Annotated in this window: 10 protein-coding genes; 6 read left to right on the top strand and 4 right to left on the bottom strand. The window is 50.5% G+C overall.

Features of this window, described 5'->3' with window-relative positions; translation table 11 throughout:
- Positions 1 to 63: 63 nt before the first annotated feature.
- Entirely contained in the window at positions 64 to 579 is a 516-nt protein-coding gene (locus tag ACO0LH_RS06975) for a flavodoxin family protein (RefSeq protein ID WP_422940306.1), read from the top strand.
- On the top strand, positions 569 to 1,366 hold the full coding sequence (locus ACO0LH_RS06970; protein WP_422940305.1) for an arylamine N-acetyltransferase family protein: 798 nt from the start codon (positions 569 to 571) through the stop codon (positions 1,364 to 1,366). The genes ACO0LH_RS06975 and ACO0LH_RS06970 overlap by 11 nt, the downstream gene beginning before the upstream one ends.
- A gap of 24 nt (positions 1,367 to 1,390) precedes the next feature.
- Here the strand turns inward: ACO0LH_RS06970 and dbpA are convergent, their stop codons facing one another.
- The gene (gene dbpA / locus ACO0LH_RS06965) at positions 1,391 to 2,776 is read right to left on the bottom strand and encodes an ATP-dependent RNA helicase DbpA (protein WP_422940304.1); all 1,386 of its coding nucleotides are present in this window, start codon (positions 2,774 to 2,776) and stop codon (positions 1,391 to 1,393) included.
- A gap of 184 nt (positions 2,777 to 2,960) precedes the next feature.
- Entirely contained in the window at positions 2,961 to 4,610 is a 1,650-nt protein-coding gene (locus ACO0LH_RS06960; RefSeq protein ID WP_422940303.1) for a DUF4214 domain-containing protein, read from the bottom strand.
- A gap of 284 nt (positions 4,611 to 4,894) precedes the next feature.
- Here ACO0LH_RS06960 and ACO0LH_RS06955 point away from each other — a divergent pair, with 284 nt between their 5' ends.
- The 3 genes from ACO0LH_RS06955 (at position 4,895) to ACO0LH_RS06945 (ending at position 6,819) form a co-directional block, all read left to right on the top strand.
- The gene (locus ACO0LH_RS06955) at positions 4,895 to 5,428 is read left to right on the top strand and encodes an SRPBCC family protein (protein ID WP_422940302.1); all 534 of its coding nucleotides are present in this window, start codon (positions 4,895 to 4,897) and stop codon (positions 5,426 to 5,428) included.
- A gap of 76 nt (positions 5,429 to 5,504) precedes the next feature.
- Positions 5,505 to 5,801 (top strand): hypothetical protein, encoded by a 297-nt coding sequence (locus ACO0LH_RS06950; RefSeq protein WP_422940301.1) that lies wholly within the window; start codon positions 5,505 to 5,507, stop codon positions 5,799 to 5,801.
- A gap of 136 nt (positions 5,802 to 5,937) precedes the next feature.
- Positions 5,938 to 6,819, top strand: a complete 882-nt coding sequence (locus ACO0LH_RS06945) for an AraC family transcriptional regulator (protein ID WP_422940300.1) — start codon at positions 5,938 to 5,940, stop codon at positions 6,817 to 6,819.
- Positions 6,820 to 6,917: 98 nt separating this feature from the next.
- On the opposite strand, the gene ACO0LH_RS06940 is transcribed toward ACO0LH_RS06945, so the two are convergent.
- Entirely contained in the window at positions 6,918 to 7,262 is a 345-nt protein-coding gene (locus ACO0LH_RS06940; RefSeq protein ID WP_422940299.1) for an energy transducer TonB, read from the bottom strand.
- Between the two features lie 590 nt (positions 7,263 to 7,852).
- Between ACO0LH_RS06940 and ACO0LH_RS06935 the strand changes: the two genes are divergently transcribed.
- Complete coding sequence (locus ACO0LH_RS06935) at positions 7,853 to 10,711, top strand: bifunctional diguanylate cyclase/phosphodiesterase (RefSeq protein WP_422940298.1); 2,859 nt, start codon at positions 7,853 to 7,855, stop codon at positions 10,709 to 10,711.
- 79 nt (positions 10,712 to 10,790) lie between these two features.
- Here ACO0LH_RS06935 and ACO0LH_RS06930 read toward each other — a convergent pair whose 3' ends face one another.
- Entirely contained in the window at positions 10,791 to 12,926 is a 2,136-nt protein-coding gene (locus tag ACO0LH_RS06930) for a S46 family peptidase (RefSeq protein ID WP_422940297.1), read from the bottom strand.
- Between the last annotated feature and the right edge of the window lie 283 nt (positions 12,927 to 13,209).

Genomic DNA, 13,209 nt, shown 5'->3' with positions numbered 1-13,209 from the left:
AGCGTCAGCAAGAAAACCGGCAGCAGAGTATATTCTAGGCTTCATCTGCTTTGACGAATCACGATGACACAGTTAAGCACCATCATCTTGCTGGGTACGTCCCGCAGCACTGGAAATACCTGTCAGCTCGCTCACGCGATATCAGAAAAAATCCAGGCTAGGGTCATTGATCTCAATGATTATGAGATCGCATCCTATGATTACGAATTCAAAAATCAGGGGGATGATTTTCTTGCCCTGATCACTGAAGTAATGCGATATGATCGCATCATACTGGCGTCACCCATGTACTGGTATGCACCAAGCGCCCAGATGAAAATCTTCATGGACAGGCTTTCTGATTTGCTGAAAATCCAGAAAGACCTGGGGCGTCAGTTGCGCAAGAAAAAAGCTGCCTTGCTGGGAACCGGTTGCGATGCCGTGCCGCCCGCCTGTTACGAACAGGTTTTCAAACTCACCTTCGATTATCTGGGCATGGATTACCAGGGCATGTTGTACGCCAGTTGTGAAGACGATTTTGTCCCGGCACAACATGCCACCGCCATCCAGACTTTTTCGGAGCATCTGTATGCTCAATGAACAGGATACGCAAGCTTATCTCGACCGCATACATTATCAGGGGCCGCGTACAGCCAGTCTGGCCACGCTGACGGCCTTGCATCTGGCGCATTTACAGCATATCCCTTTTGAAAACCTGGATATCAGCCTGGGTAAAAAGCTGGACCTGTCAGCGCATGCATTGATGGATAAAATTCTCGTGCAGCGGCGTGGCGGGTTTTGCTATGAACTCAACCATGCGTTTGCCTTGCTGCTGGCGACGCTGGGCTTTGATGTCAGCCGGATTGCTGCGCGTGTCTTCAATGGCAAGGACTATGGGCCGGATTTTGATCACATGCTGTTGCAAGTCAGACTCGAAAACCAGACCTGGATAGCGGATGTCGGTTTTGGTGACTGCTTTCGCGCACCCTTGTTATTGGATGGTGAAGGCGTGCATGAACTGGGCATGCATTATCAGGTGCAGCCTGATGATGGTGGGTTGTTTGTGCTCATGCAGGGCAAGGATGACGGCAGTACACACCCGCAATACCGTTTTTCATTACAGGCTTACGCCATTGATGATTTCGAAGCCATGTGCATTTACCAGCAGACGTCGCCTGATTCCCATTTTACGCAGAAATCCATTTGTTCCATCGCTACCCCCCATGGACGTGTGAGCATTTCAAACAGCAAATGCATCATCACCGATGCTGGCAAACGCAGTGTCCGCAGCATTCATGGCGAAGAAGAATACCGCAGCCTGCTGCTCAAGCATTTTGGCGTTAATTTAGCGGCAGATACCCCTGTCGTAAAACTGATGGCGCGCTGATAGCTTGGTCAGTTTAGTCAATGCTTAATCAATGATGCGCATCTTGAATTGCCTGCCCTTGATATTCGTACGGCTCAGCTTGTCCACAGTCTGCCTTGCCACCTGGCGGTCCAGTGCGACATAGGTCATGAATTCTGACACATTGATCTTGCCCACCTGTTCTTTTTTCAAGCCCAGGTCAGCCGTCAAGGCACCCAGCAAATCGCCGGGACGCAGTTTATCTTTTTTGCCGCCCATGATGCAGACCGTCATCATCGGGGCCTGCAATTCCCTGGTGGGGCCTGCTTCCAGAGCGTGAATGTCAGCCCAGGTAACGGCTTCGTTCTGGTATTCCTCAATCAGCCTGACCCATTTCTTTTCGCCCGGTGTTGCCAGGCTGATGGCCAGGCCTTTTTCACCGGCGCGGCCAGTGCGTCCTATGCGATGGATATGTACTTCCGTATCTTTCGATACGTCGACATTGATGACGGCACCCAGGGTTTGTATATCCAGACCACGTGCCGCCACATCAGTCGCCACCAGCACTGAACAACTCTGGTTGGCAAAACGGATCAGGACTTCGTCGCGGTCACGCTGTTCCAGGTCGCCATGCAAGGCCAGTGCACTGATGCCTTGTGCATGCAGTTCATCGGTCAGTTCGCGGCAATGGATTTTGGTATTGCAAAAGGCAATTGCTGACTGCGGCTGGTAATGATGTAGCACAGTCGCGACAGCGGCATTGCGTTCTTCCGGTGTGACGAGGTAAAACACCTGTTCTATATGGTTGGCGGCATGTTGCGATTCAACCTTGATTTCGACCGGCTCACGCAACAACTGTTCACTGGCCTTGCGGATGTCATCCGGGTAAGTGGCAGAAAACAGCAGGGTTTGCCGGCGTGCTGAGGTAGCCGCAACGATGTCATAGATATCATCATAAAAGCCCATGTCGACCATGCGGTCGGCCTCATCCAGTACCAGTGTCTGCACGGTTTTCAGGTTGATCGTGCCACGGCTGATGTGGTCGATCAAGCGCCCCGGTGTGCCAACGACGATATGGCAGCCATGTTCTAGTGAAGCGATTTGCGGGCGCATGGCCGTGCCGCCACACAGGGTGATGATCTTGACGTTTTCTATGGCCCGCGCCAGGCGGCGCAGCTCATTGGCGACCTGGTCAGCCAGTTCCCGCGTAGGACAGATGACCAGGCCCTGCACAGCGAAATAAGTGGGGTTCAGTTTCGCCAGGATACCGATACCAAATGCCGCCGTCTTGCCACTGCCAGTCTTGGCCTGGGCTATCAGGTCTTGCTGCTGCAAAATGACTGGCAGGCTGGCCGCCTGTATCGCCGTCATTTCTTTATAACCCAGGCTTTCCAGGTTATTGAGCATGGGGGCAGACAGGGGCAGGGTGTTGAAGGCAGTGGATTCGGACATGGGATTCGTTTCAATACAGATGGAGGGGTGCGTAGCGCAGCTGATGCCGCCATTGTAGGGCATGCCAGGGCAAGTGGTGGAAAAGTTCAGGCTCTCGCAAAAAAACAGACACCGTGACGCAAGCCGTCAGCGGTGCCCGTGTGTAGCTTTAACCGCTGTGCAGCGGCAACATTTAAGCGTTTTTTTAGCCGGTCCACACTGAATAATCGATGCCATTCTGGATAGCGCCAATGACCCGTACCTGGTTTTCTATCCCTTCACAAAAACTGGCCAATGCACCGGCAGCAGTGATTTTGTGGGTATTGAGCTGATCCAGCCAGTAATTGAACCCGTCCTGGTCTGCTGCCCTGTGCAAGACGTTTTGATAAAAATTGGTAACCAGAGTGGCATTGGATGGCGATGTGCCATACAGTTTCTGGAATTCTGCCGATTTCATGAAACCGGCGGCCACCGTGGTCAGGTCAGAACCCTTGTCCATGTCTGCGATCCAGTAACCCAGGCCCAGCATGTCAGGCTTGCGGTCAAACGCCGCCTGGTAAAGGCGGTAAGCCTGACCCGCCGTGCCGTTGATATCAAGCGCCACGTTTTCATCCGTGAAGTGCAGGCGTTCTATATTGGCCAGGCTGTCATTGCCATCGGTGCCGGTTTTGGCTTTGACCGTGGCGGAGTTGCCGCTGGCTGTGATGGTGTAATTGCTGCGTGCGCCGCTAAAGATGACGGTATCCTGCCCCTGGCCACCATCTATCGTATCGTTGCCACCATTGCCAGTCAGGGTATTGTTGAGTGCATTGCCGATCAGGGTATCGTCACCCGCCCCACCGATGGCATTTTCTATATAGGTACCGTAAGCAATGCCCAGATTTCCTATTCCCAGGTAGTCGGGAACCGTTCCGCCGGTAAATCCGGGTGGATTGGGGGCGGAAATCATGCGTATGTCAGAATAATTGCCTGGTGTCAGGTCAATCTTGCAACCCAGGCTGAAATTGGCAACAGAAATGGTGTCATTGCCACCTGCATCCCATATCGTTTTAAGGAATGCCTTGTTGGTATCAAAGGTGTAGACATCGTTGCCAGTTTTGTAATTCATATTGGCGCCATACAATAATTGCATGGCAGCGATGTCCAGAACCATGGGGGTTTCTGGTGCGACATAGAAAAAATGAAAATCAGGCTTGCCAGCGCTGTCATAGGTAATGGTGCGAAACATATCATTGCTGATATCCTGGTACGCCATGATGGTGTATTGACGGGTGTCAATGGCTGTTGGCAAGATAACACCGTCTTCAAAGGGATGCTTCAAACCCAGTGCATGCCCCAGTTCATGCACGATTGCTTCATAGTTATAAGAACCTACTGACCAGTCCGGATTCTTGGCCCCTGAACTGACTGTTGATATCCAGATATCACCTCCGTGTGGGGCAGATGAGGGATCATAGGTCCAGCCCCATGCCTTGGCACCCGTGCTGGCCTTGTCTTCAACAGAGGTCCAGCCCATCCGGATATCGCCAACAACACTGCTGTTGTCAGCCACTTCTGTAAATTGCACGTTGGCAACGTTCGACCAGGCTTGCATGGCTGTTCTGGCCGCCTGTTGCTGTTCCGTGGTCAGCGCATAGTGCAAGCTTGCATTGGGCTCATCCAGTGTTGAATAGCTTGATGAACCATTGCGTCCGGAAAAAGTGGAATTGCCTGACGACCACGGGAAGCTGTAAGTCAGCGTGATTCCGCCCTGGACTGAACTGCCCCATTTGACGCCGGTCAGGAGTGCGTCAATGGAGTTAACGCCTGTTGAAGGGACGGTCGTGGTAGTGGTCGAGATGCTTGGTGTCGGCATATTAATTCGAAATAAAAGTCTTGAAAGTCGCTGATAATTTTGTACAGGCAATCGTGGATAAACAGTACAGCATTTTGCGTTTGTTCACATTTTAACGGGGAAAACAGTGGCGCACGGCTGATGCAAACATTTAATTTGCATCTGTGCCGTGATTTAAACAGGTTTTACTTTGCCGGTTCAGCAGCATTTGGCGCTGGTAATAATGTTGTAGTCGAACTATGCTATGAGACTTCTTTCACCCCCTCCTTTCCACCTCGTTCTTTCAACTCAGACAGGATTGCATCATGATGATCATTGCCATAATTCTGCTTTTGATAGTTGCTTTACTGTTGTTTGCTGCCACCCGGCCCGATGATTTCCGGATTGAACGCAGCCTGCAAATTCAGGCCAGGCCGGAACAGGTTTTCTCGCTGATTAATGATTTCCATGAATGGGAAGCCTGGTCACCGTGGGAAAAGGTCGATCCCGCTGTCAAGCGCAGCTATAGCGGTTCCGATGCCGGCAAAGGCGCAATCTATGCGTGGCAGGGTAATAAACAACTGGGCGAGGGAAGAATGGAAATCCTGGAAACCCAGCCCTATACTCTGATGCGTATACAGATCAGTTTCATCAAGCCGTTTAAAGCGCAAAATACCATCGAGTTTCACCTCGTTCCCAAAGCTGATGGTACCGAGGTCAGCGAAAGCATGTTTGGCCGCAGCAATTTCATATCCAAACTCATGGGTGTGTTTTGCAACATGGACAAAATGGTAGGCTCGAAATTTGACGAAGGCTTGCGCAGCCTGAAAGACATTGCAGAAAAACCGGCATCTGCATGAATTGAACGTGGCATTTATTGACAAAAAACGGGTCAGGCAAGTGGTTTCATATCCGCTTTGACAGAGGAGAAACAGGATGAGCAGACACAGTAAATTATTTGCCTGGCTATGCGCTCATCCTGTCGCCTGCTTTATCTTGCTGACGGTGAGTTTTCTGGTATTTGGCAAGCTCTCCTATGACCTGATCCACCTCTTCAGTGCGAATGCAGAATATCTGACAGACAATGGCTGGGTGGGGCTGATTGAAGGCGGGCTTGAGCAATTGCTGGAACTGATATTGAGTGCCTTTGCAGCCATGGCGGCGTATATGATTTTCAAATTATGTGAGCATGCCATGACCGAGCGTTTGCGCCATACAAAATCTGAAAATTGAAATCTGAAAACGCGTCATCCAGTTCAGCCCAATGGGTTCAGAAAGAATTTCTCAATCAACGACAATCCAGCAAGACTGATCATGCGGCTTGCCGGCACGATGGCTATTCTGCTGTCTGTCAGGGGAAAACAATCGAATGTCCATAGAAGCCAATAACTACCGTTCCAGAATGCTCAGCGTATTGCAATATATCGATGCGCACCTGGACCAGAACTTGTCGGTGGATGCACTCAGTGAAGTGGCGGCATTTTCGAAATTTCATTTCCACCGGCAGTTTTCTGAATACTTCGGTATTACCGCGATCCGCTATGTACAGTTATTGCGACTGAAGAAGGCTTCGTATGAACTGGCCTTTCGTGAACATCGCAAAGTGATAGAGATAGCGCTCGACAATGGTTATGAAAGCAGTGAAGCTTTTTCACGTGCCTTCAAAAAAAGCTGTGGTCAAAGCCCCGTGGATTTCAGAAAACAGCCGCAATGGTTAGCCTGGCAATCCGCTCCTTTAACCATACAGCAAATGAAAGAACAGCATATGTCAGCCAGCCATCAACTTACCGATGTCAAGATAGTCCAGTTTCCGGAAACCCGCATTGCCGTGCTGGCACACCGCGGTGATCCCAAACTGCTGGGCAACAGCATCCAGAAATTTATTGCCTGGCGCAAGCAAAATAAATTGCCACCGCATGTCAGCGCCACTTTCAACCTGATTTACGATGATATCGAAACCACGCCACCAGAAGAATTTCGTTTCGACTTATGCGCGGCAGTACCGGCCCCGGTTGGCGACAATGAAGCTGGCATCGTCAACAAGATCATTCCCGCAGGCAGTTGTGCAGTACTACGGCATACCGGCTCTGATACGCTGTTAGGTGCCAGTGTGCGATACTTGTATAGCGTCTGGCTACCGCAAAGCGGTCGCAGCTTGCGCGACTTTCCCTTGTTTCTGCAACGCGTGAGCTTCTTCCCCGACGTGCCGGAACATCAGATGGTCACCGATATTTTTCTGCCTTTACAGTGAGTTTGACCATCCCTGTCACGTCCGGGTATGGGAATGAAGCGCCTCCTGGCTGAATCTGAATCTAATTCTGATTCAGTCTTTGAAGGCGCTGAGCGGGCTTATTTTAAAACCCAGGCAAATGACACGTTATTCCATCCCGAAGTGGATGACTTGTCTGCCTGGAACTGGCAGGCTTTCAGTGCCCGCATGGACGCTTTGTCGAGATTGCGAAAACCACTTGATTCGACAATTTTTGCGTCGACTACTTTGCCATGTTCATCCAGCAGAAAACTGAGTTTCACCAGGCCTTGTTGCTCGTCATTGAGCGTTCTCTGATCATACGAAGGGCCTTCGCAGCCTGAGCTGACAAACTGCTGGCTTCCCCCCACTGCCATCGCAGAGGTAGCGCCAAAACCAAACAGCAGGGCGGACAGTAAAGCATAAAGGCGTATTTTTTTGGACATACAAGCTCCCGGATATTGAGGAAACAGGTGGATAGAATTGATGGTGCCATCCACGGACTCACTGCCGCCAGATTGGGCAGATGGTTTTAATATACGGGGCGTATGGAAATACAAAAAATCAATTATTCGTATACGCGTTATTCCTCAAAACCATAATGTTGCCTTGCATCAACATGGTGCATATTTGCGGCTTTATAACGAAATCTGTAATCCATCGCGGTGCAAAATCGCCGGGTCAGGCTCAGTGAAAATGAGAACAAAGCGCAATTCGGTGCAATTCTGGTGATTCAGCGCGTCAAAATAAATTTCGCTTTTTTGAGACAGGTTTCGGGTGTGCTGACCTCCGCCACGCCGATTGCCTGCCGGTCCATACCCACCGGGCTGAATACAGGACGGTGTTAAAGCAAGAGCCGTGTAGGTAATGAGACTGGTCATAAAATATTTATCGATAGACAATTTTTAGACAAATCTCCATGCATCTTCAGGTTAGAATTGCAGGGATGCAATATGTAGTCTGCCTTCGCCATTTCTTCAGGCCCGGTTAGTCACGATGCCTTCCTTTACTGAATTCACTGAAATTTATTAAATCTGTGCAGACACTACGAGATTTTCTACAGCGATGGCAGCAGCGAGGAATCTATACCCGGCTTTTTGTACCTATTTTTATCTTGATTGTCGTCGTCAGTGGTTTGCGCTACTACCTGTTGATCGATGCGGAAGTAAAAGACGCCAGACTGAGATCGGCAACAGAGTTGCGGCATTCCAGCCATTATCTGATCCCGGCATTGAGCAGTCTGTCTTTACAGGATGACCGCCAGGGCATACAGCAATTGCTGGCACAAGAGGTGCGTGCCAGTCCTGCCATCAGCCGTATCGGCTGGCGTTACCGGCAAGAGCAATTTCTTGAGCAAGATAAAAAGAATGACCACGACGACACGCATAATGGCGTGCCCGCCTGGTTCAATGCCTTGCTGAATTTACAGCCTGAAACTTTTGCTCATCAGGTCAGGCTCAGCAATGGTGAAATTGCCATGCTGCGTCTGGATACGACAGTCGGCTATGAAAAACGGCATATTTGGCAAAAAGTCATCACGCAAGCCAAAATTTCTCTGGCGATCATTGTCACGATTTATTTCCTGCTTGGCTTGATACTGCGTTCAAACGCCAAAACATTAGGCAAGCTGGCCAGTGCCACCGACAAATTTAAAAAGGGTCAGCATGCGGTACGCATGTCGGTGTCTGGCACTGCAGAAGCACGTGCACTGGCCATGACCTTTAACAACATGGCCGATGAAGTTCAGACCCTGTTGCTGACTTTACAGCGCAGCCAGCGCGCAAATAGTGAGCAATTGCATTTTACCTGGCAACTACTGCATGCCTTGCCTATTCCCATTTTCTTTCAGGATCAGCATGGTATCTGTCAGCGTGTCAATCGTGCATGGGAACAGATGTTCGATGTACGTGCAGAACAGGTGGTCGGCCAGACTATGCCACCGCTGGTCACCGAAATCACGGAGCAGGTAACCGACGATATTCCCACCCGGCTGGATGAAACAGCAGATGGCAAGCTGGTGATGGAAATGACGATACTGGTCGCCGGACAAATGCGCGATGTGATTTATTATCAGGCCAGTTTCACCAATGTGGATGGGGAGGCGGTTGGCAGTATCGGCGCATTGATCGATATCAGTGAACGCAATGATGCGCAGGCGGCACTGGCAACTGAAAATGAAAGGGTGGAAACGACCCTGGCGTCCATTGGTGACGCTGTCATCAGTACTGATGTAGATGGACAGGTACTGATGTTGAACAAAGCTGCGCAGCAATTGAGCGGCTGGTCCAGAGAAGAAGCGCGCAACCATGGTTTGCTGGAAATTTTTTCACTCAGCGATGCGACCCACCGTGCCAGACTGGCCGAATTTGTCAATAGCATCTGTGACAGCGATGAAATTTTTCAGGCCAATAACCAGTTGTTGATGGCAAGTGGTGGCAGGCAGATAGAAATCGACTATACCGCTGCGCCAATCAGGCAACAAAACGGTACGGTTACGGGCTGTGTGCTGGTGTTTCGTGATGTCAGTGAAAAGCGTCGCCTGATGCAGCAGCTGTCATGGCAGGCTGGGCATGACATTTTGACCGGGCTTGAAAATCGTACCGCGCTGGCTGTACGTTTCAACACGGCCATTCACCATGCCAGCGCACAGCAGTTATGGCTGGCCGTCTGTCTGCTCGATCTCGATCATTTTCAAATCATCAATGAGAAATATGGGCATGAATTTGCCGATCATTTATTACAAATGGTGGCCCGTCGTCTGGAAGCCAGTGTCGGTACCGGTAACAGCGTCGCCAGGCTGGGTGGTGATGAATTTGTCCTGCTTTTGCAAGATCAGCATAGTGTTGCGACTGTCGAACATAGGCTGGCACTATTACTGGCAGAAATGGCAGAACCGTATGAAATTGATGCCCGCACACTGAGCCTGTCGGCCAGCATAGGCGTTGCCATCTATCCGCGTGACGACATCAATGCGGATACCCTGTTGCGTTGTGCTGACCAGGCCATGTACCAGGCAAAGCTGAATGGCCGCAACCAGTTTCATTTATTCGATGCAGAGCAGGACCAACAGTTGCGCACTCATCACAATCAGCGTGCCCGCATCCGCCAGGCATTGCTGGACGGGGAGATGCGCCTTTACTTCCAGCCCAAGGTAAATATGCAGTTGGGGCAGGTGGTGGGTATGGAAGCGCTGATACGCTGGCAACATCCGGAAGAAGGCATCGTCGGCCCTTTGAACTTCTTGCCGCTGGTGGAACATACCGACCTGATCATCGACATTGGCGACTGGGTCTTGCATCAGGCGATGCAACAACTGCGCAACTGGGGGACAGAAAACAAGCGCTGGATAGTCAGCGTCAATATCGCCGCTCGCCATTTTCAGTGCAAGGACTTCCTTGATCGCCTGGGCAATATTCTCAATGCCTATCCCGATGTTGCGCCCGACAGGCTGGAAATAGAAATACTTGAATCTGCCGCGCTACAAGATATCCAGCATGTGCGCGAAGTGATGCTGGCATGCCAGCAACTGGGTGTCAGTTTTGCACTGGATGATTTCGGCACTGGTTATTCATCGCTGTCCTATCTCAAGCGTCTGCCGGCCAATACCCTGAAAATCGACCAGAGTTTTGTGCGTGACATGCTCGATGATAAAGATGATCTGGCGGTCATCAGCGCTGTGATCGGCCTGGCACGCGCTTTTAACCGCGCAGTCATCGCCGAAGGCGTGGAAAGTGCCGAACATGGCGTTGCTTTGATGCGGCTGGGCTGCTACCTGGCACAGGGTTTCGGCGTTGCCCGCCCGATGCCAGCTGCGCAGGTTGCAGACTGGGCGCGCGACTACGTTGCGCCTTTGATCTGGAATCAGGGAAAAGACCTCCAATGGGAAGGTGCATAAGAGTACGTCATACAAAAAAAGCGAATCATTACAGCGATTCGCTTTTTTTTGAGGGGAGTGCCAGTTTGTCAGCCTGCTTTTATTTTTCCGGGTATTTCACCGTCATTTCCTTGAGCAGATTATCAGCGTGATCGACTTCTTTCATCACCCATAGCATGTAGCGTATATCAACATGAATGGCTCTCGTGATGGCTTTGTCAAAATACCAGTCTTTGGTGATGGATTCATAGGTTGAATCAAAATTCAAACCGATGAGTTCGCCATTTTTATTCAACACTGCCGAACCGGAATTGCCACCTGTAGTGTCTGCCGTCGACAGAAAATTCACTGGTACCGTGCCCAATACCGGGTCTTTGAACACACCATAGCGCTGTTCCCTGATTGCGCTTAACAAACTGGCAGGCGCGTTGAATGGTGACTGGCCCGTGTGTTTTTCCACAATCCCTTCCACAGTCGTGAACGGCCCTTTGATGATGCCATCACGCGGTGTATAGGGAGCCACGGTGCCATAGGTAACCCGCAGGGTGGAATTGGCATCCGGATACACGGGTTTGCCCTGGGATTTTTTCCAGGCAATGACGGCCTGCATGTATTGTGGTATCACGCGCTCCAGATTGCCATCGACTTCCTTGCGGCGATTTTCCAGCGACATGCCAATCTGATGCAGCTTGATTGCCAGGCGTATGAAGGCATCGTCGGAACTGGCAAATGCTGCCTTGTCCTTACTCATCCAGCCCAAACGTTTTGCAGTATTGCCCAACTGGGTTTGCTGGTATAGAGCCGCTACGCTTTCTGGCGTGGGCAACAAGGCATCCAGGCCTTCAGGATGGGTCTTTGTGGGTAATTTATTGTAGCGTTGCAGCGCTGCCGTGAACCTGGCCTGATCGATATTGGCCAGGTAAGATTGCTCCAGACGGTTCAGTCGTCCTGCGATGATACTCAAATCGCGTTGCTGATAATCTGTATGGCGCTCGGCATCAGGTTTTTCGCTTTCTATGGCGACACGATACAAGGTGCGCGCACTTTTCAGCAATTCGCTGGTGCTTGCCACCGACCAGGCAAATTCTTCTTCCGACAAGGCCATGTCAGTTGCGATGACAGCATCAAGTTCCTGCAATAATGATTTATCGGCATTTTGCTGACCGTACCACGCGCGGAATTCTGCATCTTGCGTGTCCTTGATTGCCGCAATATCCTTGCGTGCAAAACCTGCCAGCAGGCCTTCCGTTTTCTTCAGGCCATTGTTAAGGCCTTTGACAACATTGGCATAGCGTACTTCGGCGTTGGCATTACCCTGTGTGGCAGCATTGATCAGTGCGATATCAGCAGTGGATTCAATCACTCTGGCCGGATAACTTACATCACGTGCAAAGCGAATTTCTGTCGGCAATTTATAACGGCTGGTGCGCCCAGGGTAACCGGCCAGCAAAATAGGGTCGCCATTTTTCAAACCCTGCGCTGATACCACCAAAAAGTCTTTCGACTGGTAAGGAATGTTGTTGGCAGATGGGTCTGCCGGACGGCCGTCCTTGCCCACATAGGCACGCAGGAAAGAATAATCACCGGTATGACGTGGCCATTCGAAGTTATCGACTTCGCCGCCAAAATTGCCGATACGGTCAGACGGTGCATATACCAGCCTGACATCGCGTATCATCATCTGGCGTATACGGTAATACTCCAGACCACGATGAAAGCTCGGCACCGAGCAACGATAGGCCTTGTCCTGTTCGCATTCGGCGATGAGGGCTTTGATACGTGTTTCGATTTGCTCATGTCTGGCCGCCCCCGACATTTTGGCATTCAGGCCATGCAGGATCTGCTTTGTAACGTCCTCCACCTTGTCTGTGATATACATTTGCGTGCTTGACCCGGCGGGCAATTCCTCTGCGCGGGTCTTGGCCAGAAAGCCATCGCTGATATAATTTTTTTCTGCCGTTGAATTCTTTTGTACTGCACCGTAGGCGCAATGATGATTCGTCACGACCAGGCCGCTATTGGATACAAATGCTGCCGAACAACCGCCGAGGGACACCATTGCGCTCATGGGGTGCTTGCTGAGGTCTGCCAGCTTTTCAGCCGGTATGGCGATGCCTATACGTTTGAGTTCAGATTGCAATTGTGGCAACTGATGCGGCTGCCACTGACCTTCGTCGGCATGGGCAGATGAAACAGCGCCTATCAAGGCGATAGACAGGGCGATGACTTTGAACAAAATGCTCTCCAGATAAATGGTAGGGTGCAATATATTAGATTGGCGATGGGCAGTATAGCGGTGCTGATGCAGCGAAAGTAGCTGAAAAGAACGATAAAACAGTAAAATTTTTTAATGTGTTTGCGAAATGAATATGCATTAAATTAAGAAATACACCCAATCTTCATTGATGCATGTAGTGTAAGAATAAAAGCGCAATGACGACTAAAGGCAGACTGCTTTTCAGGCAAATCGTTCCATGATAAAAACGCGGTGATTCATTACTATTCCATTAAATGAAATA

This window comes from Undibacterium sp. TJN19 (assembly GCF_049339485.1).
Taxonomy (GTDB): Bacteria; Pseudomonadota; Gammaproteobacteria; order Burkholderiales; family Burkholderiaceae_D; genus Undibacterium.
Note: the sequence above shows the minus strand (reverse complement) of the source record. Positions and strands in the feature narration are given on the sequence as shown.

Excerpts from the sequence above, each read along its gene's own strand:
- dbpA (WP_422940304.1), bottom strand. The coding sequence starts at position 2,776 with ATGTCCGAATCCACTGCCTTCAACACCCTGCCCCTGTCTGCCCCCATG.
- ACO0LH_RS06950 (WP_422940301.1), top strand. The coding sequence starts at position 5,505 with ATGAGCAGACACAGTAAATTATTTGCCTGGCTATGCGCTCATCCTGTC.
- ACO0LH_RS06975 (WP_422940306.1), top strand. The coding sequence starts at position 64 with ATGACACAGTTAAGCACCATCATCTTGCTGGGTACGTCCCGCAGCACT.
- ACO0LH_RS06960 (WP_422940303.1), bottom strand. The coding sequence starts at position 4,610 with ATGCCGACACCAAGCATCTCGACCACTACCACGACCGTCCCTTCAACA.
- ACO0LH_RS06970 (WP_422940305.1), top strand. The coding sequence starts at position 569 with ATGCTCAATGAACAGGATACGCAAGCTTATCTCGACCGCATACATTAT.
- ACO0LH_RS06955 (WP_422940302.1), top strand. The coding sequence starts at position 4,895 with ATGATGATCATTGCCATAATTCTGCTTTTGATAGTTGCTTTACTGTTG.
- ACO0LH_RS06940 (WP_422940299.1), bottom strand. The coding sequence starts at position 7,262 with ATGTCCAAAAAAATACGCCTTTATGCTTTACTGTCCGCCCTGCTGTTT.
- ACO0LH_RS06945 (WP_422940300.1), top strand. The coding sequence starts at position 5,938 with ATGTCCATAGAAGCCAATAACTACCGTTCCAGAATGCTCAGCGTATTG.